Annotated in this window: 23 protein-coding genes; 13 read left to right on the top strand and 10 right to left on the bottom strand. The window is 61.0% G+C overall.

The genetic code is table 11. The features are described from left to right. Positions 1-81 precede the first annotated feature (81 nt). From phhA to PSH76_RS06920, 3 genes are all read left to right on the top strand, one after another. Entirely contained in the window at positions 82-873 is a 792-nt protein-coding gene (phhA, locus tag PSH76_RS06930) for a phenylalanine 4-monooxygenase (protein WP_305493792.1), read from the top strand. A gap of 98 nt (positions 874-971) precedes the next feature. Next, complete coding sequence (locus PSH76_RS06925; protein WP_098950725.1) at positions 972-1,328, top strand: 4a-hydroxytetrahydrobiopterin dehydratase; 357 nt, start codon at positions 972-974, stop codon at positions 1,326-1,328. Beyond that, positions 1,328-2,521, top strand: a complete 1,194-nt coding sequence (locus PSH76_RS06920) for an amino acid aminotransferase (protein ID WP_305493791.1) — start codon at positions 1,328-1,330, stop codon at positions 2,519-2,521. Before PSH76_RS06925 ends, PSH76_RS06920 begins: the two co-directional genes overlap by 1 nt. Before the next feature lie 458 nt (positions 2,522-2,979). Here PSH76_RS06920 and PSH76_RS06915 read toward each other — a convergent pair whose 3' ends face one another. Then, positions 2,980-3,789 carry a UDP-2,3-diacylglucosamine diphosphatase gene (locus PSH76_RS06915; RefSeq protein WP_003192999.1) on the bottom strand — a complete coding sequence of 270 codons (810 nt, stop codon included), beginning with the start codon at positions 3,787-3,789 and terminating at the stop codon, positions 2,980-2,982. A 137-nt stretch (positions 3,790-3,926) separates the two neighbouring features. On the opposite strand from PSH76_RS06915, the gene PSH76_RS06910 reads away from it, so the two are divergent. Beyond that, positions 3,927-4,676 carry an AraC family transcriptional regulator gene (locus PSH76_RS06910; protein ID WP_098950722.1) on the top strand — a complete coding sequence of 250 codons (750 nt, stop codon included), beginning with the start codon at positions 3,927-3,929 and terminating at the stop codon, positions 4,674-4,676. 100 nt (positions 4,677-4,776) lie between these two features. Continuing rightward, the gene (locus PSH76_RS06905; RefSeq protein ID WP_305493790.1) at positions 4,777-5,658 is read left to right on the top strand and encodes a DMT family transporter; all 882 of its coding nucleotides are present in this window, start codon (positions 4,777-4,779) and stop codon (positions 5,656-5,658) included. A gap of 2 nt (positions 5,659-5,660) precedes the next feature. Here the strand turns inward: PSH76_RS06905 and PSH76_RS06900 are convergent, their stop codons facing one another. Continuing rightward, positions 5,661-5,948, bottom strand: a complete 288-nt coding sequence (locus tag PSH76_RS06900; RefSeq protein WP_212614566.1) for a SelT/SelW/SelH family protein — start codon at positions 5,946-5,948, stop codon at positions 5,661-5,663. A gap of 83 nt (positions 5,949-6,031) precedes the next feature. Here PSH76_RS06900 and PSH76_RS06895 point away from each other — a divergent pair, with 83 nt between their 5' ends. Further along, positions 6,032-8,221 carry a patatin-like phospholipase family protein gene (locus PSH76_RS06895; protein ID WP_098950721.1) on the top strand — a complete coding sequence of 730 codons (2,190 nt, stop codon included), beginning with the start codon at positions 6,032-6,034 and terminating at the stop codon, positions 8,219-8,221. A 199-nt stretch (positions 8,222-8,420) separates the two neighbouring features. Here PSH76_RS06895 and PSH76_RS06890 read toward each other — a convergent pair whose 3' ends face one another. Both PSH76_RS06890 and recQ read right to left on the bottom strand, forming a co-directional pair. Continuing rightward, on the bottom strand, positions 8,421-8,855 hold the full coding sequence (locus PSH76_RS06890; protein ID WP_003193007.1) for a MarR family transcriptional regulator: 435 nt from the start codon (positions 8,853-8,855) through the stop codon (positions 8,421-8,423). A 121-nt stretch (positions 8,856-8,976) separates the two neighbouring features. Beyond that, positions 8,977-11,106: a DNA helicase RecQ gene (gene recQ / locus PSH76_RS06885; RefSeq protein ID WP_032895927.1), complete on the bottom strand. Its 2,130-nt coding sequence runs from the start codon at positions 11,104-11,106 to the stop codon at positions 8,977-8,979. Positions 11,107-11,382: 276 nt separating this feature from the next. Here recQ and PSH76_RS06880 point away from each other — a divergent pair, with 276 nt between their 5' ends. The 3 genes from PSH76_RS06880 (at position 11,383) to PSH76_RS06870 (ending at position 15,964) form a co-directional block, all read left to right on the top strand. Then, positions 11,383-11,970: a YecA family protein gene (locus PSH76_RS06880; RefSeq protein ID WP_032895926.1), complete on the top strand. Its 588-nt coding sequence runs from the start codon at positions 11,383-11,385 to the stop codon at positions 11,968-11,970. 20 nt (positions 11,971-11,990) lie between these two features. Continuing rightward, positions 11,991-12,374: a YbaN family protein gene (locus tag PSH76_RS06875; protein ID WP_098950719.1), complete on the top strand. Its 384-nt coding sequence runs from the start codon at positions 11,991-11,993 to the stop codon at positions 12,372-12,374. A gap of 119 nt (positions 12,375-12,493) precedes the next feature. After that, positions 12,494-15,964: a PAS domain-containing hybrid sensor histidine kinase/response regulator gene (locus tag PSH76_RS06870; RefSeq protein WP_278917733.1), complete on the top strand. Its 3,471-nt coding sequence runs from the start codon at positions 12,494-12,496 to the stop codon at positions 15,962-15,964. A gap of 624 nt (positions 15,965-16,588) precedes the next feature. Here the strand turns inward: PSH76_RS06870 and rmuC are convergent. Together rmuC and PSH76_RS06860 are read right to left on the bottom strand one after the other, a co-directional pair. Beyond that, entirely contained in the window at positions 16,589-17,953 is a 1,365-nt protein-coding gene (gene rmuC, locus PSH76_RS06865; RefSeq protein ID WP_169918249.1) for a DNA recombination protein RmuC, read from the bottom strand. Between the two features lie 175 nt (positions 17,954-18,128). Next, positions 18,129-18,452 (bottom strand): hypothetical protein, encoded by a 324-nt coding sequence (locus PSH76_RS06860; RefSeq protein WP_032895922.1) that lies wholly within the window; start codon positions 18,450-18,452, stop codon positions 18,129-18,131. Positions 18,453-18,909: 457 nt separating this feature from the next. On the opposite strand from PSH76_RS06860, the gene PSH76_RS06855 reads away from it, so the two are divergent. The 4 genes from PSH76_RS06855 (at position 18,910) to PSH76_RS06840 (ending at position 22,065) form a co-directional block, all read left to right on the top strand. Beyond that, positions 18,910-19,215 carry a hypothetical protein gene (locus tag PSH76_RS06855; RefSeq protein WP_056786475.1) on the top strand — a complete coding sequence of 102 codons (306 nt, stop codon included), beginning with the start codon at positions 18,910-18,912 and terminating at the stop codon, positions 19,213-19,215. Positions 19,216-19,656: 441 nt separating this feature from the next. Then, positions 19,657-19,881, top strand: a complete 225-nt coding sequence (locus PSH76_RS06850) for a hypothetical protein (RefSeq protein WP_003193022.1) — start codon at positions 19,657-19,659, stop codon at positions 19,879-19,881. A gap of 278 nt (positions 19,882-20,159) precedes the next feature. Further along, positions 20,160-20,642, top strand: coding sequence for a hypothetical protein (locus PSH76_RS06845; RefSeq protein WP_305493789.1), 483 nt, complete (start codon positions 20,160-20,162; stop codon positions 20,640-20,642). 145 nt (positions 20,643-20,787) lie between these two features. Next, entirely contained in the window at positions 20,788-22,065 is a 1,278-nt protein-coding gene (locus PSH76_RS06840; protein WP_032895917.1) for an OmpP1/FadL family transporter, read from the top strand. A gap of 65 nt (positions 22,066-22,130) precedes the next feature. Here PSH76_RS06840 and PSH76_RS06835 read toward each other — a convergent pair whose 3' ends face one another. The 4 genes from PSH76_RS06835 to PSH76_RS06820 form a co-directional block, all read right to left on the bottom strand. Further along, complete coding sequence (locus tag PSH76_RS06835) at positions 22,131-22,682, bottom strand: glutathione peroxidase (protein ID WP_032895915.1); 552 nt, start codon at positions 22,680-22,682, stop codon at positions 22,131-22,133. A gap of 150 nt (positions 22,683-22,832) precedes the next feature. Beyond that, positions 22,833-24,041 (bottom strand): MFS transporter, encoded by a 1,209-nt coding sequence (locus tag PSH76_RS06830; protein WP_014719382.1) that lies wholly within the window; start codon positions 24,039-24,041, stop codon positions 22,833-22,835. A 54-nt stretch (positions 24,042-24,095) separates the two neighbouring features. Further along, positions 24,096-24,500 carry a MarR family winged helix-turn-helix transcriptional regulator gene (locus tag PSH76_RS06825; protein WP_044268436.1) on the bottom strand — a complete coding sequence of 135 codons (405 nt, stop codon included), beginning with the start codon at positions 24,498-24,500 and terminating at the stop codon, positions 24,096-24,098. A 42-nt stretch (positions 24,501-24,542) separates the two neighbouring features. Then, the gene (locus PSH76_RS06820; protein WP_305494441.1) at positions 24,543-25,271 is read right to left on the bottom strand and encodes an adenosylcobinamide-GDP ribazoletransferase; all 729 of its coding nucleotides are present in this window, start codon (positions 25,269-25,271) and stop codon (positions 24,543-24,545) included. Between the last annotated feature and the right edge of the window lie 2 nt (positions 25,272-25,273).

The raw sequence follows: 25,273 nt of genomic DNA, 5'->3' as shown, positions 1-25,273 counted from the left end.
GGATGGAATCCTGCGCCTATCCGGTTATCAATAGAGGTATCCCAGGACATAACAAGAACGAATGCCTAGCAGGAGAGCCGTATGAAGCAGACGCACTACGTGGCCCGCGAGCCCGATGCGCAAGGTTTTATCCACTACCCGCCCGAAGAACACGCGGTGTGGAATACCCTGATCACTCGCCAGTTGAAAGTGATCGAGGGCCGCGCCTGCCAGGAATACCTGGACGGCATCGACAAGCTCGGCCTGCCCCTGGACCGCATTCCCCAACTGGGCGAAATCAACAAGGTGCTGGCCGACACCACCGGCTGGCAAGTCGCCCGCGTGCCGGCGCTGATTCCCTTCCAGACTTTTTTTGAATTGCTGGCCAGCAAGCAGTTTCCGGTGGCGACCTTTATTCGTACCCGTGAAGAACTGGACTACCTGCAAGAGCCGGATATTTTTCATGAGATCTTTGGCCACTGCCCGCTGCTGACCAACCCCTGGTTCGCTGAATTCACCCACACCTACGGCAAGCTCGGCCTGGCGGCCACCAAGGAGCAACGGGTGTACCTGGCGCGCCTGTACTGGATGACCATCGAGTTCGGCCTGGTGGACACGCCCCAAGGGCGGCGCATCTACGGTGGCGGCATTCTGTCGTCGCCTAAAGAAAGTGTGTATTGCCTGTCGGACGAGCCCGAGCACCAGGCCTTCGACCCGCTGGAAGCGATGCGCACCCCCTATCGCATCGACATCCTGCAACCGTTGTACTTCGTCTTGCCCGAGCTCAAGCGCCTGTTCGACGTGGCGCAGGAAGACATCATGGGCATGGTCGAGCGCGGTATGGAGCTAGGTCTGCACACGCCGAAATTTCCACCCAAGCCCAAAGCCGCGTGAACCTCACGTTTTAAGGCCAGGTGAGTCTGTTCCCTGGCCCCGCGTTGCTTTAGGGTAACGCCACTGACCTTCAATCATTCGAATTCAGGACACCTTCCATGACCACCTTGAACCAAGCCCACTGCGAAGCCTGCCGCGCCGATGCCCCGCAAGTCAGCGATGAAGAACTGCCGGTGCTGATCAAGCAGATCCCTGACTGGAACATCGAAGTGCGCGACGGCGTGATGCAGTTGGAAAAGGTTTTCCTGTTCAAGAACTTCAAATTCGCCCTGGCTTTCACCAACGCGATGGGTGAAATCTCCGAAGCCGAAGGCCATCACCCTGGCCTGCTCACCGAGTGGGGCAAAGTCACCGTGACCTGGTGGAGCCACTCCATCAAGGGCCTGCACCGCAACGACTTCATCATGGCCGCGCGCACCGACGACGTGGCCAAGACTGCCGAGGGCCGCAAGTAATGCATTTCGATGCCATCGACCTCGTGCCCGGCGACCCGATCCTCGGGCTGATGGACCTGTATGCCCAGGACGCCAACCCGAACAAGTTCGACCTGGGCGTAGGTGTCTATAAAGACGACCAGGGCCTGACGCCGATTCCCCACTCGGTGAAGCTGGCGGAACAGCGCCTGGTCGACACCCAAGTGACCAAGACCTATATCGGTGGCCATGGCGATGCGGCCTTCGGCAGCCTGATCAGCGAACTGGTGCTCGGCGCCGACTCGGCCTTGCTGCGTGACCGCCGCGCTGGCGCCACGCAAACCCCCGGCGGCACCGGCGCCCTGCGCCTGAGTGCCGACTTTATCGCCCACAGCCTGCCGGGCCGTGGCGTGTGGCTGAGCAACCCGACCTGGCCGATCCACGAAACCATTTTTGCCAAGGCCGGGCTCAAGGTCAGTCATTACCCTTACGTGGGCAGTGACAACCGCCTGGACGTGAAGGCGATGCTGGCAACCCTGTCCAGCGTGCCGAAGGGTGACGTGGTATTGCTGCACGCGTGCTGCCATAACCCGACCGGCTTTGACCTGTCCCAGGACGACTGGCGCCAGGTGTTGCAGATCGTGCGGGAACGCCAGTTGCTGCCGCTGATCGACTTTGCCTACCAGGGCTTTGGCGACGGCCTGGAGCAAGACGCCTGGGCGGTGCGCCTGTTTGCCGCCGAGCTGCCGGAAGTGCTGATTACCAGTTCCTGCTCGAAGAACTTCGGCCTGTATCGCGACCGCGTGGGTGCATTGATTGTGTGTGCGGCGGATGCCGAAAAGCTCACCGATGTACGCAGCCAACTGGCGAATATCGCGCGCAACCTGTGGTCGACGCCGCCGGATCATGGTGCCGCCGTGGTGGCGACCATCCTCGGTGATGCGCAGTTGAAAAAGCAGTGGAGCGAGGAAGTCGAGGCCATGCGTTCACGGATCGCCCAGTTGCGTTCCGGGTTGGTGGAAGCACTTGCGCCCCATGGGCTGGCCGAGCGCTTTGCGCATATCGGCGCGCAGCGGGGGATGTTTTCCTATACCGGCTTGAGTGCCGAGCAGGTCAAGCAACTGCGCGAGAAGCACAGTGTGTATATGGTCAGTTCGGGGCGGGCTAACGTGGCTGGGGTTGATGCGACGCGGTTGACGTTGCTGGCTCAAGCCATTGCTGACGTCTCTAACTGAAGAAATGGGATTAGGTGTGGGAGCGGGCTTGCTCGCGAAGGCGGCCTAGCAGTCAACACAGTTGGACCGGGTACATATCCGTTATTTAGGTAACGGCCACCTAGGGTTCCGCCCTGACGGCGGCTCACTTTTGAACAGCGCAAAAGTAAGCAAAACGCTCTTGCCCCACCACTCGGCACCTCGCCTAGGCTCGGTGTGCCCGTAATCCGCCAGTGATTTGGGGGGCCGCCGCCACGCGCCATCCATGGCGCGGGGCGGCTAAACCGGCATCCCTGCCGGTTTACCCCCCAAATCCCTGTCGAATTCCGGCCAGCGTGGTTTAACGGGGCGCCTGAGATCAAAAGCAGATCAAGAGCAAGATCAAGAGCGGCTCGCTTCGCATCGTGGTTACCGTTGGCTGCTACGACCTACAAAGTTGTGTAGACCTAAAGCAATCGCAGGCAAGCCAGCTTCCACCTTCAGCCAGCAACCATTTCAGCCTTCAGCAGTGCCTCTTTAGCCTGCGCATCCGCCAACCGATACAACTCGATATGCCCATCCCAGTGCTCGATCAAGGCCGTGCACGACTCCACCCAATCCCCGCAGTTGAGGTAATCCACCTCGCCCACCTTGCGAATCTCGGCATGGTGAATATGCCCGCACACCACGCCGTGCAATTCGCGCTTGGTTACTTCGTGGGCGATCGCCTCTTCGAAATCGCTGATAAAACTCACCGCTGTCTTGACCTTGTGCTTCAGGTACGCCGACAGCGACCAGTAACCGTAGCCGTACCGCGCGCGCCAGTGATTCAACCAGCGGTTCAGCGTCAGGGTGAATTCGTAGGCCGAATCGCCGAGGAAGGCGAGCCAGCGGTGATAGCGCGTGATCACATCAAACTGGTCGCCATGAATCACCAGCAAGTGGCGGCCATCGGCGGTGACGTGCACGGCTTCATCCACCAACTGGATATTGCCCAGGATCAGCTTGGAATAGCGGCGCAGGAACTCGTCATGGTTGCCGGTGACGTAGATGACCTCGGTGCCACGCTTGGCCATGGTCAGCAGCCGCCGGATCACGTTGGTATGGGCTTGAGGCCAATACATGCCGCCGCGCATTTTCCAACCGTCGATGATGTCACCGACCAGGTAGACCTTGTCGGCGTGATAGCCCTTGAGAAAGTGCGACAGGTGTTCGGCCTGGCAATCCCGGGTGCCCAGGTGCACGTCGGAAATCCATAGGGTTCGCACCCGTTGCTTGCGGCTGGGCTTGGTGAACTCGGCACGGGTCATGGGCATCCCTCGACGCTGTTTTGGCGAGCTTGCGCCTTGGCGATTAATAGCCCATGACAAGCGTGCGTCAGTCTGATGACAGCGCTCGTCGCTCGCCAAGCGTTGTAGACTGACAGCTTGCCGCCCTGGAGACCGCGATGAGCCCGACCCTCACGCTACGCCACTACCTCGAAGCGCCCATTGCCCACAGCCATGACCATGCGCAGTTGGTGTTCGGCCTGTCCGGACACCTGGACCTGGAAGTGGATGGCCGTGGCAGCCAGGTGCGCGAAAGCAGCGTGATGGTGCTGCCCTTCTCCACCCATCATGCCTGCATCAGCCGCGATGGCAGCCGCTGCCTGGTGCTGGATGTGCCGACTGAAAACTGGATGGTGCAATCCTTGGGCGAACATGCCGATGCCAGCCGCCGCTTGCTCGACCAACCCGCGCGCCTGGCGCTGGATGCCCGGCAACACCAACTGGTGCAGTGGCTGGCACAAAGCCCGGTGCACGACCCGCTGATCGTCCAGCAAGGCGCTGTGCTGTTACTGGCCAGCCTCAACCATCCTCAGGCCCAACCGCTGCCTGGCCGGCGCCTGCCTTACGCGGCGTTCAATGCTCATATCGAGCGCCATGCGGCGCGCCCGCTGCAGGTGGCCGACCTGGCGCGGATTGCCGATTTGTCCGTGCCGCGCCTGCATGCACGGTTTATGGCGGAGTGCGGGCAGACGCCGATGGACTATCTACGCAGTCGCCGCCTGCACATGGCGCTCAGGCTGTTACGCGAAACCTCCCTGCCCATCGGCGAGATTGCCGAGCGCGTCGGCTACGCCTCACAAAGCGCATTTTGCGCGGCCATGCTACGGGCCTTTGGCGCCTCGCCCGGGGCGTTGCGTCGGGCGGGCTAGCAAGAGTCTTGCGCTAAAAATCACCCCGTCCGCGACAGACGCCCACCCGCCAACCCTCTAGACTGCGAGGCTGTCACCCCCTGTTGGATCAAGGATCGCAATGACTCCCCGCTCAGCCCTTGGCGCCCTGCATATCGGCGCATTGATGTTTGGCCTCACCGGTGTATTCGGCAAGCTGGCGGCTGCCTCCCCTGCCATCATCGTATTTGGCCGGGCGGCGTTTGCCGTGCTGGCGCTGGCGGTGTTTGCGCGCTTTGCCAGCAATGCTCCGTGGAAGAGGCTGGAGATGCGTGACTGGCGCCGGCTGCTGGTCAGCGGTGTGTTGTTGGCCGCCCATTGGGTGACGTTCTTTATTGCCGTCAAGGTCGCCGGCGTGGCTGTCGCGACCCTGGGCTTCACCGCCTTTCCGGCCTTTACGGTGATCCTTGAGGGGCTGATTTTCCGCGAGCGTATTCGGGCCAACGAAGTGCTGCTGGTGGTGCTGGTTACCGTTGGCCTGGTGCTTGTGACCCCGGATTTCAATCTCGCCAGCGAGGCTACGGGCGGGCTGCTGTGGGGCATCGCCTCGGGCTTGCTGTTCTCGTTGTTGTCGCTGAACAATCGCGCCAGTTCCGGGCGCATTCCTGCGGTCCAGGCCGCGCTGTGCCAGAACGTCGTGGTCGCCGCGCTCCTGCTGCCCGTGGCCGCGCCGGGGCTGGCGGATGTGCGTGGGATAGATTGGTTGTGGATCGGGCTGCTGGGGGTGTTCTGTACAGGCCTGGCCCATAGCCTGTTTGTCGCCAGCCTCGCGGTGATCAAGGCGCGCACCGCGTCGGTGGTGTTTGCCATGGAGCCGGTCTACGGCATTACCGTGGCCTGGCTGTTGTTCGCCGAAACCCCGACCTTGCGCATGCTGCTGGGCGGCGCGTTGATCATCGTCGCCATCGTGCTCTCCGGCCTGATGGGCAGCGCCAGCCAGGCCAAACAACCGGCGCCGGCCTGATTTCAGACGCTACGGTCGTTATGCCCGAGGTCGCGCTGCGGGTCGATCTGGTCGCGCACTCGCTGCTTGAGCACCTTGGCCTCGGGAAAACCGCCATCGGCCTTGCGCTCCCAAATCTGCACGCCATCACAGGTGATGCGAAACGCGCCGCCAGTGGCCGGTTCCAGCGCCACGCGCCCCAAATCATCGGCAAAGGTGCTGAGCAACTCCTGGGCCAGCCACGCGGCGCGCAGCAACCACTGGCACTGGGTGCAATAGGTGATGACGATCTCGGGTTTGCATGCAGACATCATTAAGCGGCTCCTGGCGTAACAGGCTCAGCGAATCGGGTGGCTATAATAGCGGCCTTTGTCGCCCAGCCACGAGATTGATGATGCGCCGCCTGTTGTCTTGCCTGTTCCTGTGCCTTGTCCCCCTACTTGCCGACGCTGTAGAAGCCCCCCGCCCGAAAATCGGCCTGGTGCTGTCTGGCGGTGCCGCCCGTGGCCTGGCGCACATCGGCGTGCTCAAGGCGCTTGAGGAGCAAGGTATTCATATCGATGCGATTGCCGGCACCAGCATGGGCGCGGTGATTGGCGGGTTGTACGCGTCGGGCTACAAGATCGACGAGCTGGAGAAATTGGCGCTGGGGATCGACTGGCAGCAGGCCCTGTCCGACGCGCCACCGCGTGAAGACGTACCGTTTCGGCGCAAGCAGGATGACCGGGATTTCCTGGTCAAACAAAAACTCAGTTTCCGCGACGATGGCAGCCTCGGCCTGCCGCTGGGCGTGATCCAGGGTCAGAACCTTGCACTGTTGCTGGAGAGCATGTTCGCCCACAGCAGCAACACGCGTAACTTCGACAAGCTGCCGATCCCTTTCCGCGCCGTGGCTACCGACATCACCACCGGCGAAAAAGTAGTCTTCAGCAAAGGCCACCTGCCCCAGGTGATCCGCGCCAGCATGTCGATCCCTGCGGTGTTCGCCCCGGTGGAGCTGGATGGCCGCCTGCTGGTGGACGGCGGCATGACTGACAACATCCCGTTGGACGTGGCGCGGGAGATGGGCGTCGACATCGCGATTGTGGTCGACATCGGCACCCCGCTGCGTTCGCGCAAACAACTGGCCACCGTGGTGGACGTGCTCAACCAGTCCATCACCCTGATGACCCGGCGCAACTCCGAGGAGCAACTCAAGGCCCTGTACCCCAAGGACGTGTTGATCCAACCGCCGCTGGCCGCTTATGGCGTCACCGATTTCGGCCGCGCCAAGGACATGATCGAAGCCGGTTACCGCGCCACCCGTGCCCTCGACGTACGCCTGGCACACCTGCGCCCTGCCGAACCCATCGACGCCGACCTGATAGCTGCGCGCACGCCAGGCGAACGCACCCCGGTGATCACCGCAATCCAGGTGGAGAACGACTCCAAGGTCAGCGACGACGTTATCCGCTACTACATCCGCCAGGACCTGGGAGAACCGCTGAACCTGGGCCGCCTGCAATCGGACATGGGCACCCTGTACGGCCTGGATTACTTCGAGCAGGTGCAATACCGCGTGGTGAAAAAAGGCCAGGACAACACCCTGGTAATCAGTGCACGCGGCAAGCGCAGCGGCACCGACTACCTGCGCCTGGGCTTGAACCTCTCGGACGACATGCGCGGCGACAGCGCCTTCAACCTCGGCGCCAGTTACCGCGTCAACGGCATCAACCGACTCGGCGCGGAATGGCTCACGCGGGTGCAGATCGGTGATCGGCAGGAGCTGTACAGCGAGTTCTACCAACCCATGGACACCGGCTCACGCTACTTTGTGGCCCCCTACATCAGGGCCGAGGCACAGAACGTCGAGCTGATCCTGGATAACGACCCCATCTCCGAATACCGCCTGGAACGCTATGGCTTCGGTTTGAACGTGGGCCGGCAGATCGGCAACAGCGGCGAGATCCGCTTTGGCGTGGGCGAAGCCTGGGGCAAGGCGGACGTGCGCATTGGCGACCGCGATCTACCGAGTGTGAGCTTCAGCGAAGGCTTCTATGAGCTCAAATACTCCTTCGATTCCCTGGACAACGTGTACTTCCCCCACAGCGGCGAAGACATCGGCCTGGCCTTTCGCGAGTTCGAACCCGGCCTGGGCTCGGACCAGCGCTACCGCCAATGGGAGTTCAAGCTGGACAAGGCCATGAGCCACGGCCCGGACACCCTGATACTGGGCGGCCGCTATGGGCGCACCCTGGATGATTCGGATGTGGTGATTTCCAGCTTCCTGCTGGGGGGCGCACGGCAATTGTCGGGCTTTCGCCAGGATGCGATTTCGGGGCAGAACATCAGCCTGATGCGCGCGGTGTACTTCCGCAGGCTCACTCCGCGTTCTTACCTGCCGCTGGACTTCCCGTTGTACCTGGGTGCATCCCTGGAACGGGGCCGGGCGTGGAACAACGATAACGAGTTCGACAGCGGCTATATCAACGCCGCGAGTATTTTCCTGGGGTTTGATACGCCATTGGGGCCGCTGAATTTCAGCTATGGGTTCAACGATGATAATCAGAAGGCGGTGTACTTGAACCTGGGCCAGACGTTCTAGGAAAGCCAAACCCACATGCGGGAGTGGATTGCCAAGGTTTTTTTGTAGGAGCGAGCTTGCTCGCGAAAAACCCACAGACGCCGCGTTTATTCAGGAAACCCGCGTTATCGTTGACGTTTTTCGCGAGCAAGCTCGCTCCTACAGAAGGCTTTGATCGTCCCCACGCTGGAGCGTAGGGACGATCAAATGTAATTGAAGATCAGGACTTTTCCAGGTTCGCCAGGATGTGCTCATGCACCCGCATGCACACCCGCAGGTCTTCCTCATTCACACCCACGAACAACTCATGGCGCAATGCCGTGGCGATGGTTTCGATCTGGTCGATCAGCGGTTGGGCGGTATCGCACAGCAGGATGCGTTTGGCACGACGGTCTTCCACCACGGCTTGGCGTTGTACCAGGCCCTGGCCTTCCAGGCTGTCGAGCAGACGCGCCAGGGTTGGCCCTTCCACGCCGACACTTTGGGCCAATTCACGCTGGGTGGGTGCTTCGACAAAACGGGCCAAGTGCAGCAGCACCAACCAGCGCGCCTGGGACAAGCCCAGCCCCGCCAGGCGGCGGTCCAGTTCGGCGCGCCAACCTCGCGACATTTGCGCCAACTGCATGCCAAAACGGTGTTGATCGGTTAAAGGCATAAAAAACTCGTGTTTAAGACTGAAAATAAAGTATGGCTAATTATTAGTCAGCTAAGCATGAGCCCTGCCCGTAGGCAAGGCCCGCTATGTACTGATTCGTTACATTGTGGTAATTGCCACACTAAATTTCGAATTCCGACTGCAAAGCGGCACGCACGCAGTACAAAACGCCTTCCGGAACACGCCCGGTAAACAACGGCGCAATCTCCGTCACAGCTGGCAATTCGCCTTCTCCATCGAGAAAGGCGTCCTGGATTTCACCGAGCAAATCCTCTGGCAAATCAAGGGCCTGCTCCAGGGACAATTGCTGCTTGCCGATGGCTTCGGCGAGCAAGGTGTACACGTTTTTTTCCGAGCATTGCAGCTGGCCAGCGATCTGGACCGGGGTCATGCCGGCGCGGGCCAGGCTGATCAGTTCGTGGCGAATATCAGCGATTTCCTTCGGCGCTTCGGCCTGGCCGCCGAGCACTTCCAGGAAGGCCTGGCCGTAGCGCTCCAGTTTGCGCGCGCCCACGCCGCTGACTCGGGCCATCTCGGCCATGGTGGTGGGCTGCTCGCGCAGCATCTCCAGCAAGGTGGAGTCGGGGAAGATAACGTAGGGTGGCACGCTGTGCTCCTGCGCCAATTTGCGCCGCAGGGTGCGCAAGGCTTCCCATTGTTCACGCTCCTCGCCCCGCACCAGCTGGCTGGCCTGGCTGGTACTGCTGCTTTTGGCGGTGGTCTGCGGCTTGAGGTCGCGGCGCAGTTCCAGGCTTACTTCGCCCTTGAGCAACGGCCGGCAACTGTCATTCAGGCGCAGCCCGCCGTAGCCCTCGATATCGATGTCGACCAGACCACGGGCCACCATCTGGCGAAACAGCGAACGCCACTCACCTTCGGCGCGGGCTTTACCGACACCGTACACCGAGAGTTTTTCGTGGCCGAAGCTGCGGATTTTTTCGTTGTCCTTGCCCAGCAGAACATCCACCAGATGGCCCACACCATAGCGCTGGCCGGTGCGATAGATCGTCGACAACGCCTGGCGCGCCGGCTCGGTGGCGTCCCAGGTTTGCACGCCGTCGATGCAGTTATCGCAGTGGCCGCAGGGTTCAGGCATGTCTTCGTCGAAATACGCCAGCAGGGTCTGGCGGCGGCAGCGGGTCTCTTCGCACAACGAGAGCATGGCGTCGAGCTTGTGCTGCTCCAGGCGCTTGTGGCGCTCGTCGCCTTCGGAGTTCTGCAGCATCTGCTTGAGCATCACCACGTCTTGCAGGCCGTAGACCATCCAGGCATCCGCCGGCAGGCCATCGCGGCCGGCACGCCCGGTTTCCTGGTAATAAGCCTCAAGGGACTTGGGCAGGTCCATGTGCGCCACGAAACGCACGTTGGATTTGTCGATGCCCATGCCAAAGGCAATGGTCGCCACCATGATCAGGCCTTCCTCGTTGAGGAAGCGTTTTTGGTGCGCAGACCGCGTGTCATTGGGCAAGCCGGCGTGGTAAGGCAGCGCCGGGTAGCCTTGCTCACAGAGGAACGCCGCGACCTCGTCGACTTTCTTGCGCGACAGGCAGTACACGATGCCCGCATCACTGCGCCGTTCGGACAGAAACGCCAGCAACTGCTTGCGCGGCTGCTCTTTGGGCACGATGCGGTAGAAAATATTGGGCCGGTCAAAACTCGACAGGAAGCGCTCGGCGTTCTGCAAATGCAGGCGCTCGACGATCTCTTCGCGGGTCCGCTTGTCGGCGGTGGCGGTCAGCGCAATGCGCGGCACATCGGGAAACAGTTCGGCCAATTGGCCAAGCTGCAGGTATTCGCGACGGAAATCGTGACCCCATTGCGAAACGCAGTGGGCTTCGTCGATGGCGAACAGGGCGATCTCAAGGCTCTGCAAAAAGGCCAGCATGCGTGGCTGCACCAGGCGCTCCGGCGCCAGGTAAAGCATCTTCACCTCGCCACGCTTGATACGGGCAGCCAGGTCGCGCTGCTGCTCGGCGCTGAGGGTGGAGTTCAACGACGCGGCAGCGACTCCGAGTTCTTCAAGGGTGGCGACCTGATCGTCCATCAGCGCAATCAGCGGCGACACCACCACGGCCAGGCCATTGCGCAACAGCGCCGGCACCTGGAAGCACAGCGACTTGCCGCCACCGGTAGGCATCAGTACCAGGGCATCGCCGCCACTGGCCACGCGCTCAATGATCGCACCCTGGCGGCCACGAAAACTGTCGTAGCCGAAGATGTCCTTGAGGACGCGTTGAGCCTGCTCGAGCATGTAAAACTCCAAAATGGTGCCGAAATCCCTCTATACAGGCTGGCCGAAAAAATCCGCGTTCACGAAAAAAAATCCGTAAGCGAAGTTTTCCCGGATTGGCGCTGGGCCTGCAGGGGCATCACAAAACGCGGCAGTATACCCGAGCGTTATCCCCCAAAGGGCGCGACTGACGAATAGACGCACCAGGCTAAAACCGGGCAAATATGCCGTGCGGCTGGCCTGGGCGCTCAAGAAAGCCTAGAATTCAGCATCGTTTATTCCCAAGGTAGCCCTTCAATGTCCTTCGCTGAGCAACTAACCCGCCTGCAAGCCTTCCTCGACGCCGATGAGCTGCATGACGAGGCGCTGGACTACGTGGCCGCCCACGGCTACCTGACCGCCCTGTCGATCTGCTCCGACCCCGTCCCGGACCGTGAATGGATCGACGCGCTGTTTGCTGAAGAGCCTCACTACAGCGACGACGCCCAGCGCACAGAAATCGAAGCCACCCTGCTCGCCCTCAAAGCCCACATCGCCCGCCAACTGGCCTCCGACGAAGAGTTCGAGCTGCCGTGCGAGCTGGACCTGGGCGACGATCCGGATGACTCCGACCTGCGCGGCTGGTGCATCGGCTTCATGGAAGGCGTGTTCCTGCGCGAAGCCGCCTGGTTCGAAACCGCCGAAGAAGAAGTCAGTGAAATGCTGCTGCCGATCATGGTCGGTTCGGGCCTGTTCGAAGAGGAAGCAGAGTTCTCCGACATCGCCGCCGACGCCAACCTGATGGACGACATGATCGTGCAGATCCCGGAAGCCCTCACCGCGCTGTACCTGCTGTGCAACGCGCCTGACGAAAAACCGGCGATCCTCAAGCCACGTCACCACTGAGTCGCTTGCCCGTGGCACCCATGGGCAACCGTCCACTGCTCCTGCGCTACGCGCTGCTGGCCATTGGCTGGCTAAGCGTAGCGCTAGGCGTCATCGGTATTTTCCTGCCGGTGTTGCCGACCACACCCTTCCTGCTACTCGCCGCCGCCTGCTTCGCTCGCAGCTCCCCGCGCTTCTACCACTGGCTGGTGGAACACCCGCACCTGGGGCCTTGGGTGCGCGACTACCTGGACGGCAATGGCATCCCGCTCAAAGGCAAGGTCTACGCCATTGGCTTGATGTGGTTGAGCATCTCGATTTCCTGCTACCTGGTGCCGCTGCCGTGGGCAAGGGGCTTTATGCTGACCAGTGCGGTGCTGGTGACGATCTACATCCTGCGCCAGAAAACCCTGCCACCCCGCTGAGCGCCGCCTGCGACATTCGATCCCACACGACCTTGGTCGACACTGACTAACATCAGGCATCATGCGAGACTGTCCAGCCGGGCCTGGAATGCCCGGGTGTTCTTATGCTCGGAGTTACCATGACGCTGTCCAGCGGGCTGATCGCCGCCGTTGCCCTGGCCTATATGGCCACTATGTTTGCCATCGCCTTTTACGGTGACCGCCGCCATGCGCCACTGCCACCGCGCGTGCGTGCGTGGGTGTATAGCCTGTCGCTGGCGGTGTACTGCACCAGTTGGACCTTCTTTGGCGCCGTAGGCCAGGCCGCGGAACAACTGTGGGCATTCTTGCCGATCTATCTGGGGCCCGTGCTGTTGCTGGTGCTGGCCCCCTGGGTGCTGCAGAAGATGATCCTGATCAGCAAGCAGGAAAACATCACCTCCATCGCCGACTTTATCGCCGCCCGTTACGGCAAGTCCCAGTCCTTGGCGGTGGTGGTGGCACTTATTTGCCTGGTCGGCGTGCTGCCCTATATCGCGCTGCAGCTCAAAGGCATCGTGCTGGGCGTGAACCTGCTGATCGGCGCCGGCCCCGACACCACCGGCACCCGCGCCCAGGACACGGCCTTGATTGTGTCGCTGGTATTGGCGCTGTTTACCATCGTGTTCGGCACCCGCAACCTCGACGCCACCGAACACCACCGCGGCATGGTGCTGGCGATTGCCTTTGAGTCGCTGGTCAAGTTGTTCGCTTTTCTGGCCGTCGGTGCGTTTGTCACCTACGGCTTGTACGACGGTTTCGGCGACCTGTTCAGCCAGGCCATGCTCGCCCCGCGCCTGGAGGAGTACTGGAAAGAGACCATCAACTGGCCATCGATGGTGGTACAGACCGGCGTCGCCATGATGGCGATCATCTGCCTGCCACGACAATTTCATGTGACGGTGGTGGAGAACATCGACCCCCAGGATTTGCGCCTGGCCAAGTGGGTATTCCCGGCCTATTTGATCCTAGCAGCACTGTTTGTGGTGCCCATCGCCCTGGGCGGCAAGATGCTGTTGCCAAGCTCAGTGCTGCCGGACTCCTATGTGATCAGCCTGCCAATGGCCGAGGCCCACCCGGCGCTCGCGGTGCTGGCATTCATCGGCGGTGCATCGGCGGCCACCGGCATGGTGATCGTGGCGAGCATCGCCTTGTCGACCATGGTCTCCAACGACATGCTGCTGCCCTGGCTGTTGCGGCGCTCCAGCGCCGAACGGCCATTCGAAGTCTTCCGCCACTGGATGCTGTCGGTACGCCGGGTGAGCATTGTGATCATCCTGCTGCTGGCTTACGTGAGCTACCGCTTGCTGGGCTCCACCGCCAGCCTGGCGACCATCGGCCAGATCGCCTTTGCCGCCGTGACCCAGCTGGCCCCGGCGATGCTCGGTGCGCTGTATTGGAAGCAGGCCAACCGGCGTGGCGTGTTTGCCGGTTTGGCCGCCGGTACCTTCTTGTGGTTCTACACCTTGGTGCTGCCGGTGACGGCGAAAAGTCTGGGCTGGTCACTCAACCTTTTCCCCGGCCTGACCTGGATTCACTCCCACCCGTTCGGGCTGTCGGTGACGTCGCTGACCCTGGGCACTGTGTTCTCCCTGGCCGGTAACTTCACCCTCTTCGTGTGGGTGTCGATGCTGTCGCGCACACGGGTTTCCGAGCACTGGCAGGCAGGCCGTTTTATCGGCCAGGAAATCAGCCAGCGCGCGAGTGCGCGTTCCATGCTGTCGGTACAGATCAGCGACCTGCTCAGCCTGGCGGCACGCTTCGTCGGGGAAGAACGGGCCCAGCAGAGCTTTATTCGTTTCGCCTATCGCCAGGGCAAAGGCTTCAACCCCAACCAGAATGCCGATAACGACTGGATCGCCCACACCGAACGCTTGCTGGCTGGAGTACTCGGCGCCTCCTCGACGCGGGCGGTGGTGAAAGCGGCGATTGAAGGGCGGGAAATGCAACTGGAGGACGTGGTCCGTATCGCCGACGAAGCCTCGGAAGTACTGCAGTTCAACCGCGCGCTGCTGCAAGGCGCCATCGAGAACATCACCCAGGGCATCAGCGTGGTGGACCAGTCGCTCAAGCTGGTGGCCTGGAACCGGCGTTACCTGGAACTGTTCAACTACCCGGACGGCTTGATCAGCGTTGGCCGGCCGATTGCAGACATCATTCGCTACAACGCCGAGCGCGGCCTGTGTGGCCCCGGTGAAGCGCAAGTGCACGTGGCGCGTCGCCTGCACTGGATGCGCCAGGGGCGTGCGCACACCTCCGAGCGCCTGTTCCCCAATGGCCGGGTGATCGAGTTGATCGGCAACCCGATGCCCGGCGGCGGGTTTGTCATGAGCTTCACCGACATCACCGCGTTCCGCGAAGCCGAACAAGCGCTGACCGAGGCCAACGAAGGCCTGGAGCAGCGGGTGACCGAGCGCACCCATGAACTGTCGCAACTGAACGTGGCCCTCACCGACGCCAAAGGCGTGGCCGAATCCGCCAGCCAGTCGAAGACGCGGTTCCTGGCGGCCGTGAGCCATGACCTGATGCAACCGCTGAACGCTGCGCGGCTGTTTTCCGCCGCCCTCTCCCACCAGACCGATGGCCTGTCCAGCGAGGCACGGCAATTGGTGCAGCATCTGGACAGTTCACTGCGCTCAGCTGAAGACCTGATCAGTGATTTGCTGGATATTTCGCGCCTGGAAAACGGCAAGATCAATCCGCAACGCCAGCCCTTTGTCCTCAACGAGTTGTTCGACACCCTGGGCGCAGAATTCAAGGCGCTGGCTCAGGAGCAACACTTGCGCTTCCGCTGGCGCGGCAGCCGTTTACGGGTCGACAGCGACATCAAGCTGCTGCGGCGGATTTTGCAGAATTTTCTGACCAATGCCTTCCGTTATGCCGACGGCCCGGTGCTGCTGGGCGTGCGTCGTCGCAAGGGCGAACTGTGCCTGGAAGTCTGGGATCGCGGCCCTGGCATTGCGCCGGATAAACAGAAGGTCATCTTCGAAGAGTTCAAGCGCCTGGACAGCCACCAGACCCGTGCCGAAAAGGGCCTGGGCCTGGGCCTGGCGATTGCCGACGGCCTGTGCCGCGTACTGGGCCATCGCCTGAGCGTGCGCTCCTGGCCGGGCAAAGGCAGCGTCTTCAGCGTGTGCGTGCCGCTGGCCCGCAACCAGGCCAGCGTGCAACCCAAGGCGCCGGCAGAAACCGGCCTACCCTTGAGTGGCGCACGGGTGCTGTGCGTGGATAACGAAGACAGCATTCTGATCGGCATGCGCAGCCTGCTCACGCGCTGGGGCTGTGAAGTCTGGACAGCCGCTAACCAGGCCGAATGCGCGGCGTTGCTGGCCGAGGGTATCCGCCCGCAACTGGCGTTGGTGGATTACCACCTGGACCACGGCGAAACCGGCACCGAGTTGATGGGCTGGCTGCGTGCGCAACTGGCCGAGCCGATTCCCGGTGTGGTGATCAGTGCCGATGGGCGACCGGAGATGGTGGCCGAGGTGCATGGGGCGGGGTTGGATTACTTGGCCAAACCGGTGAAGCCGGCGGCGTTGCGGGCGCTGTTGAGCAGGCATTTGCCCCTGTAACGGCATAGGTATGACGCCGAGCCTGTGGCGAGGGAGCTTGCTCCCGCGACGGCCTGACAGCCGGCGCTGATCTAACTGACACACCACGATCCAAATGTGGGAGCTGGCTTGCCTGCGAAGACGGCCTCACAGTCAACACAGTTGGACCGGGTACATATCCGTTATTTAGGTAACGGCCACTTAGGGTTCCGCCCTGACGGCGGCTCACTTTGCAAAAGCGGCAAAGTAAGCAAAACGCTCTTGCCCCACCACTCGGCACCTCGCCTAGGCTCGGTGTGCCCGTAATCCGCCAGTGATTTGGGGGGCCGCCGCCACGCGCCATCCATGGCGCGGGGCGGCTAAACCGGCATCCCTGCCGGTTTACCCCCCAAATCCCTGTCGAATTCCGGCCAGCGTGGTTTAACGGGGCGCCTAAGATCAAGATCACAAGCAGATCAAGATCAAGAGCGGCTCGCTTCGCATCGTGGTTACCTTTGAGCGCTACAGAGTTGTGCCTATGACGGGGTCGAACTCGATCTATGTGTGGGAGCGGGCTTGCTCGCGAAAGCGGTGTTTCAGTGTTAGATGTGCTGACTGACATTACGCCTTCGCGAGCAAGCCCGCTCCCACAATTTAGGTCCGTGTTTATTCCGGGAGATGTGCCACGCCGTCCGAATCGGTCATTGCCCGTTCCAGCAGATCTGCCGGCAAGCTCTTACTGGCGCGGGCGCCGAGCAACCTTAGTTGCTCGGTACGGCTGACCAGGTTCCCACGCCCATCCGTCAGCTTGTTGCGCGCCGCGCTGTAGGCCTTGTCCAACTGTTGCAGTCGGTTGCCCACTTCGTCCAGATCCTGGATAAACAGCACGAACTTGTCATACAGCCAACCGGCACGCTCGGCAATTTCCCGGGCGTTCTGGCTCTGGCGTTCCTGCTTCCAGAGGCTGTCGATCACGCGCAGGGTGGCGAGCAAGGTGGTGGGGCTGACGATCACGATATGGCGGTCGAAGGCTTCCTGGAACAGGTTGGGCTCGGCCTGCAATGCGGCAGAAAAGGCGGCCTCGATCGGTACGAACAGCAGCACGAAATCCAGGCTGTGCAAACCCTCCAGACGCTTGTAGTCCTTGCCGGCCAAGCCTTTGACATGATTGCGCAGGGACAGCACGTGCTGCTTCAAGGCGGCCTGGCCAATCACCTCGTCATCCGCCGCGACGTACTGTTGATAGGCGGTCAAGCTGACTTTGGAGTCGACCACCACCTGCTTGTCGCCCGGCAACATGATCAGCACGTCAGGCTGGAAACGCTCGCCATCCGGGCCTTTGAGGCTGACCTGGGTCTGGTATTCACGGCCCTTCTCCAGGCCCGCGTGCTCCAGCACCCGCTCGAGAATCAGCTCGCCCCAGTTGCCCTGGGTTTTCTGGCCCTTGAGGGCCCGGGTCAGGTTGGTGGCTTCGTCCGACAGGCGCAGGTTCAATTGCTGCAGGCGCTCAAGCTCTTTGGCCAGGGAAAAGCGCTCACGGGCTTCGTTCTGATAGCTTTCTTCGACACGTTTCTCGAAGGACTGGATACGTTCCTTGAGCGGGTCCAGCAGTTGACCGAGGCGTTCCTGGCTGGTTTCGGCAAAACGTTGCTCACGCTCGTCGAAGATCTTGCCGGCCAGTTCGGCAAATTGCGCACGCAGCTCGTCTCGTGAGCCTTGCAGGTCGGTGAGGCGCTGCTGATGACTCTCTTGCTGCTCGCGCAATTCGGCGCTCAGGGCCGCGGCCAAGGCGTCGAGGCGACGCAGTTCGGTTTCCTTGGCGCTGCGGTCGAGGTTCCAGGCGTGCGCGGCGTCGCGGGCGTTATCGCGGTCGATCTGCAACAGCTCGACTTCACGGCGCAGCGCCGCCAGGTCGGCTTGCTTGGCGGCATTAGCCTGGCTCAGGTCACTGATCTCATCGCGGCTGGCGTCCAGTTGGGCGGCGAGCCCTTCCTGGGCCAGTTGGGCGGTCGCCAGGCGTTCCTCCAGCAGTTCCCAGCCGGTGGTGCGTGCGGTCAGGCGCCGCTGGAGTTGCCAGCACAGCGCCAGTAGCGGCACGGCTGCGCCTACAAGCCCCAAGGCGATACTGGTCCAGTCAAACACCATAGCCATTTCTGCCATCACCGAAAAAGATCAAGGGTAACCAAGCCTAAGGCCGCAGGACAGCTCAGTCTTCGACCTGGCCCAGTTCGCGCTGGGCGCAACGGTCGCCGGCGCGAGCAGCCGAACGCAACAAATCGTGGCCGATGCGCCGGTCACGGGCGTTTCCACACTCGCGACACATCAGTTGGCCGAGACGGCTCTGAGCGGCCACCACGCCTTCGCGGGCAGGCTGCTTGAGCAAGCGGCCGGCGATATGCTTGATATTGGTACTCTGCCCCAGGCGCGGGCTGTCGAGCAGCCACAAAGCAACCTTCAAGGAAAAACGCTTGGGCGCGGTAACAGTTTGGGGCGTGTCGGTAACAGAAGGTGATACTGAGCGAAACTTCATAAAGCACTGTGGGGCAGAACGGAAGGCGCGCCACTCTACTCTTTTTTTCGTACAGGTAAAGCTGAAAAAACCGTGCACGCCCGTCCTAGAGCAAGCGCTCGGGACAATCCACAGAAGCTGTGGATAACTCAGTGGACAACCCCCCTTGAACAGGCGCAAAGCCCCATGGAACGGGGGCCGCAGTCAAACTGACGATTTTTTCACCAATAAAAAAAAGCGAGATTTTTCATTGACTTAAATTTTGATTACAGGCAAATGGGCGCACTTGCACACCCGTGACAGCAGGGTTACACCCTTGGCCACGAATGTGCACAAGTCACGATCGGCTGATTATATCGTCGGCGTTTTTTGATTCAACAGCGGTTAAACATGTTACTGAGCAGGCAAACTCGAGGGCTTTTCAAATCTGCCTCGGCTCGCCACACTGCGCCACCGACAATGCAAACCAGTAGGGCCGATGAAAGGAATTCTGTTATTCGCCGGGCTGCTGCTGGCCATCTGCGCGACCTCGCTTGGGATCAATGCCGCGCTCCCCTCCCCTGACGGCGCACTGTTTGCTATTGCTATCCTGCTATCGGCCGCCTTTACCGCTGTGATCCTGTGCATCGAACTCAGTGATGGCAGAATCAACGACATGGGCGATGTGATCCGCATGATCGAGACCGGGCAGTCCTTGCGACTGACGCTCGCAGCCTACGGGCTGGGATGCGCCCTGGCTGCGGCCATCACCGTGCTGGTCTATCGCGAGTTGCTCGGCGGCTGATGAAGTTTTTTGCAATCGGCCTTCCCTTCCCTGTTTCAATCCGTTACTATCCGCGGCGTTAGTACCAAGCTGAAAGTCAATTCTGGTCGAATACGTCCCCTGAACCACATGGGATCGACCACCTCGATGGTTTCCAGGTATTCCTTGCGACGACACTGCCTTTGAACAAGCAAAGGGTGGCGCGAAGTTCCAATACTCTGACCGAACCAACCTGCAAATTGATCAGGATCTTCACCCCGGGCCCAGAACCTTTGCCCCTGTTGTGTTGCCTGCCCTCCTAAGTACCTACCTGCCAGCCCAAGCGCGCCTAATTTAATAGCGCTTCAAACTGGCTGCTTTGTTCCAGTCGGGTTCTTCGTTTGATCAATGGTGATCAGCGTTACTGGAACGTTTTAACGTTGCACGGTTCTTATCCGTGTCATTTGTAGGAACACCAATAATATGAACGCTCAAATCCACACTCAGGATGCCATTCGCACCCTCACCAACGCTTTTGCCCCAATGAACTGCCTGATCATGGCTGCTCGCAAAGGCTGCTTCAGCTTCACCCTGGTCAACGAACACGGCATCGCTCGTCACAGCGAACGCCTGTACCCCGATCAATACTCCAGCGCAGAACCGCTGCAGGCCGTGATCGATCGTACCCGTCAGGCACTGACTGCCTGATCGACCCGCGTCGCTGAAACTCAAAAAACCCTGTTTGAATAACAGGGTTTTTTATTGCCTGGAATTTGGCACTGAACACCTGGTGCTAAGTACAAATCGATATAAACGTTATAACCGGTTGCAGAAGATGTTTTAAAAACAGTCCTTTACATCGTGAATATGACACTACACTTCAACTCAAGCGGCATGATCCGCTTACGACGGGCCTGAGATCCGATTCACCGCTGCCAAGCTCCCCTTCTCAGGCTCGTCCACTCTTTGCATGGACTGAGGCTCGTATGGGTATTGCCGCCAGTGAATTGTGTCGTTATGTGATCCGGCCAACGCTGATGTACCTCGGCCGTCACAGCCCAACAGCCGAGTCCCTGCTGCTGGGCATTGCCGCCAGCCAGTCCGAACTGGGCTCGGCGCTGCATGACCGGCGCGGCCATGGCCTGTACAGCATCACCGAACCCCGCCACCGCGCCCTCTGGGATGATTACCTGGCGCTGGACCCGGAACGTGCCAGCCTGGTGCGCGGGCTGGCCAGCCAACATGCGTTCCTCAGCGCGCCCCAGTTGGAGTTGACGGTAAACCTGCGCTACGCCACGGCGATCGCCTGGTTGCTGGTGGAACAACATCGTCCCGCCCTGCCCGCACCCGGCGATGTACTGGCCATGGCGCGTATCTGGAAAGAAATATTCCACCCCCAGGGCCGCCTGCGAGATTTCACCCACGCCTGGCAAACCTGTGTAATCCCAATGAAACAGGCAGCTTGCTGACCGGGCAAATTGCAAGATTCGCCAAAAAACAGCAATTTTGGTCGGATTGTCCTACAAAACAGCTCTATCTCCAGCATTACAGCCTATAGCGCGATCTGAAATTTATTGATACTTTCCGCAGCGGTGATCACACGGAGTTCTAATAATGAAAAAAGTAATGCTCAAGACCACACTTAGCCTCGCCGTTGCCATGGCATCCTCCCAACTGTTCGCCAGCGGCTTTGCCCTCAACGAACAGAGCGTGAGCGGGATGGGTACCGGTTTCGCAGGTCGCTCTTCTTCTGCCGATGATGCGAGCACTGTGTTCGGTAACCCTGCTGGTATGGCACGTCTGGAAGGTCAGCAGGTCACCGGCGGCGTTGCAGCCATTGATGCCTCCACCGATATCAGCAATGTCAGCGGCCGTTCCGCTGGCAGCAACAAAGGCGACATGGTGCCTTTTACTGCCGTGCCTTTCGGTTTCTACACCAATAAACTCAACGACCAGTGGGCTGTCGGCTTCGGCGTCTATGCGCCGTTCGGCCTGGTGACCGACTACGAAAGCGGCTTCCAGGGCCGTGGCTTTGGCAGCAAGAGCGAAGTGAAAGTCATCACCTTGCAACCGACCGTCAGCTACGCCTTCAACGATCGCGTTTCCGTGGGTTTCGGCCCGACGATCAACCGCATCGCCGGCACCCTGGAATCGGACCTGACGCTGAACCCTCGCGCGCCAGACACCAATATCAAGATCAAGGGTGACGACACCGCACTGGGCTTCAATATCGGCGTGCTGGTTCAAGCCACCGATACCACCCGTGTCGGCCTGACCTACCACTCCAAGGTCAGCTACAAGCTGGACGGCCATACCGAAGTCACCGCACCGACCGCGACCTCGCCGTTCCTGCGCAGCAACCGCTACGACGCCTCGCTGAAAATCGACACGCCTGAGTCCTACGACCTGTCCGTCACTCAAGACCTGACCGACGCGTGGAAACTCTACGCCGGTGCAACCTGGACGCGCTGGAGCCGCCTGAAAGACATCACCGTCAAGAACGAAGGCGTCAGCGGCGCTACTGGCGGCGCGCTTGCCCCGGGCCTGGTCAGCACGATCAAGGAAGACCAGAACTGGCACGACACCTGGGCCTACGCCGTGGGTACCTCGTACCAGCTCACCAAGCAGGTGGTGCTGCGTACCGGCCTGACGTTCGACCAGTCGCCTACCAACAACACGGATCGCTCGCCGCGTATCCCGACCGGCGACCGTACGATCTTCAGCCTGGGCCTGGGCTATCAGGTCATGGATAACATGACCATCGACCTGGCCTACTCCTACCTGAAGGAAGAGGACGTCAAGGTTTCGCGTTCCAACCAATTGGCCAGCTACAACGCCAAGTATGAAAACAGCGCCAACGGTTTCGGCTTGGGCATGACCTACAAGTTCTAACCCGCAGCCGTATAAAAAAGCCCCGCTCTCCTGTGAAGGAGGCGGGGCTTTTCAGTGCTCGCCCATCAGGGTTTGGACGCTATGGCCTGCTCCACCGCCTTGATCAGTTCCGGGCTGTCCGGCTTGGTCAGGCTGGAAAAACTGGCAACCACATTGCCTTGGCGATCCACCACATACTTGTAGAAGTTCCACTTCGGCGCCGCGTCAGCCTGCTGCGCAAGCACCTTGAACAGGTGCACCGCGTCCGGCCCCTTGACCTTCTGCGGCTCGGTCATGGTGAAGGTCACGCCATAATTCACGTAGCAGACCTTGGCGGTTTCTTCACCCGTCTTGGCTTCCTGCTTGAAATCATCGGACGGCACGCCAATCACTTCCAGGCCTTCGCCCTTGTAGCGCTGATATAACGCTTCCAGGCCTTTGAACTGCGGAGCGAAGCCGCAGAAACTCGCCGTATTAACGATCACCAAGGGTTTGCCAGCAAATTGCTGGCACAGGTCGATGGATTCCTTGGCCCGCAGCTTGGGCAACTGGCCCTCCAGCAACGGTGGGCAACTGGCGGCCATCGCCACGCTGCCAATAGCCATCAGGACGGGTACAGCGAGCCAGCGCATCTGCATGTCAAAAGTCCTTGAGTCGGTTCAGACCCACAACTTAACAGATCGCCATGCCCAGTTGCATCAACGCCAGGCCGCCCCGCTGCCAGCCCCACCAGGCCAGCAGCAACAACACCATCCCCACCGCCAACAGCATAAGACGCGCCGTCATGCTCATGCTGCCTCCATCTGCGCCTGAATACGTGCCACCGGCCGTTCACGCACCGGCCAATTCAGCGCGGCGGCGAGCAGGCTGAGCAAAATTGCCACCTGCCAGATCAAATCGTAGCTGCCGGTTCGATCATAGACCACCCCGCCCAACCACCCGCCGAGGAACGAGCCAAGCTGGTGGAACAGGAACACAATCCCGCCCAGCATCGAGAGGTTGCGCACACCAAACAGGGTCGCGACGGTGCCGTTGGTCAGCGGCACGGTGGACAACCACAAAAAGCCCATCGCCATGCCAAACAGATACGCCGTGACTTCGGTGACCGGCGCCCACAGGAACAACACGATCACCACCGCCCGCAACAGGTACAAGCCGGTGAGCAGGCGCGGCTTGGACATGCGCCCACCGAGCCAACCCGCCGTGTAGGTGCCAAATACGTTGAACAGGCCAATCAACGCCAGCACCGTGGTGCCCACCGTGGCCGGCAGGTGCTGGTCGACCAGGTACGCCGGCAAGTGCACACCGATGAACACCACTTGGAAACCGCAGACAAAAAAGCCGAAGGACAGTAGCCAGAAGCCGGAGTGAGAACAGGCTTCTTTGAGCGCCTCACCCAGGGTTTGCTGGCCCACCGTGACCGCCAGCGGCCGGTCCTTGAGCATGGCGACCAGCGGCAGGATCAGCGCCACCATCAAGCCCAGCGCCAGCAAGGCGGCCGACCAGCCGAGCCAGCCAATCAGGCCCAGGGTGCCGGGCACCATGGCGAACTGGCCGAACGAGCCGGCCGCACTGGCAATGCCCATGGCCATGCTGCGTTTTTCGGGCGCTACGGCGCGGCCGACCACGCCGAGGATCACCGAGAACGAGGTGCCGGACAGGCCAATGCCAATCAGCAAGCCTGCGCTCAATGACAGCGACCAGGCGGAGTCGGACATGCCCATCAGCACCAGGCCGACGGCGTACAACACCCCGCCGACAAACACCGCCTTGGTCGCGCCGAAACGGTCGGCCAAGGCCCCGGTAAATGGCTGCGCCAAGCCCCAGATCAGGTTCTGCAAAGCGATGGCAAAGGCAAAGGTTTCACGCCCCCAACCGAATTCGCTGCTCATCGGCGCCAGGAACAGGCCAAAGCCATGCCGTACGCCCAAGGACAACGCCAGGATCAGCGCACTCCCTAAAAGAACCCAACCACTGGTGCGCCACATCGAGGTCATTTCTTATTCTCCGTTCGCGGGTATATACCCGCTTGTAGTCGAACAAACCGCCGTTCAGGCGAGTTCATCCAGCAAGGCCAACAACATTTCGCGCTTTTCGGCGCCAAGCTTATCAATCAGTTTCTGTTGCGCTGCTTCCCACGCCGGCAACGCAGCGGCCAGCCGTTCATGGCCGGCGTCAGTCAACACCACCAGGCGGTTGCGCAAATCGTCGCCCTCCACCAACTGCACCAGCCCATCACCTTCCAGGACGCGCAGGTTGCGCCCCAGGGTGCTGCGATCCAGGCCCATGGCGTCCGCCAGGCTGGAAATGCTCGGCTGGTCGAGACGCTGCAGGTTGCACAGCAAAGAATACTGGGCAACGTTGATCCCGAAGCCGTCGAGAGCGCCGTCGTAGTGCCTGCTGACGCCACGGGCGGCGCGTCGCAGGTTAGTGCATAAACATTGGGAGGCAAGCATAGAGCGTGTATATACCCGGAGTTAACCAATTGCAAGAAAGCGTTACAACGCCAGCCCGACCAACACCGCGACTTCAAGCAGCTCCAGCAGTGCGCCAGCGGTGTCGCCCGTGGTGCCACCCAGACGCTTGACCATCAACTGGCGCAGCCACACGAAACACAATGCCGCCAGCAACACCGCGATGCCGCCGTTGAAACCGCCGATCAGGATACAGACCAACCCGCTGAGGATCAGCACCTGTTGGCCGACAATTCGCGGCAGATGGTCTGACAGTGCCTGGCCCAATCCGCCCGCCCGCACATAGCGCGTGGTGAGAAACAGCGCCAGCATCGAGGCGCGTCCGATCAGGGGCGCCAGGATCAAGGCAGCGCCATTGTGTTGTTCGATCAACGCCACCAAGGCGCTGAACTTGAGCAGCAGCACCAAGCACAGGGTGACCACCGCAATCGGGCCGCTGCGCGGGTCTTTCATGATGCTGAGGGTGCGCTCGCGGTCGCCAAAGCCACCCAGCCAGGCATCGGCGCTGTCGGCCAGGCCGTCCAGGTGCAGGCCACCGCTGAGCAATACCCAGGCCGTGAGCAGCAACGCGGCGTGCAACAGCAACGGGGCGCCCTGCAACACCTGGTTGAGGCCCCATAACAGCACGCCGAACAGCAACCCTACCAGCGGATAAAACAGCAACGAACGGCCCAGCTCTTGAGGCTGCGGCATGCCCGGCAAGCGAATGGGCAGACTGCTGAGAAATTGCAGAGCAATCCAGAACGGCAGCATCA

This window comes from Pseudomonas sp. FP215, from assembly GCF_030687795.1.
Taxonomy (GTDB): Bacteria; Pseudomonadota; Gammaproteobacteria; order Pseudomonadales; family Pseudomonadaceae; genus Aquipseudomonas; species Aquipseudomonas salmasensis.
Note: the sequence above shows the minus strand (reverse complement) of the source record. Positions and strands in the feature narration are given on the sequence as shown.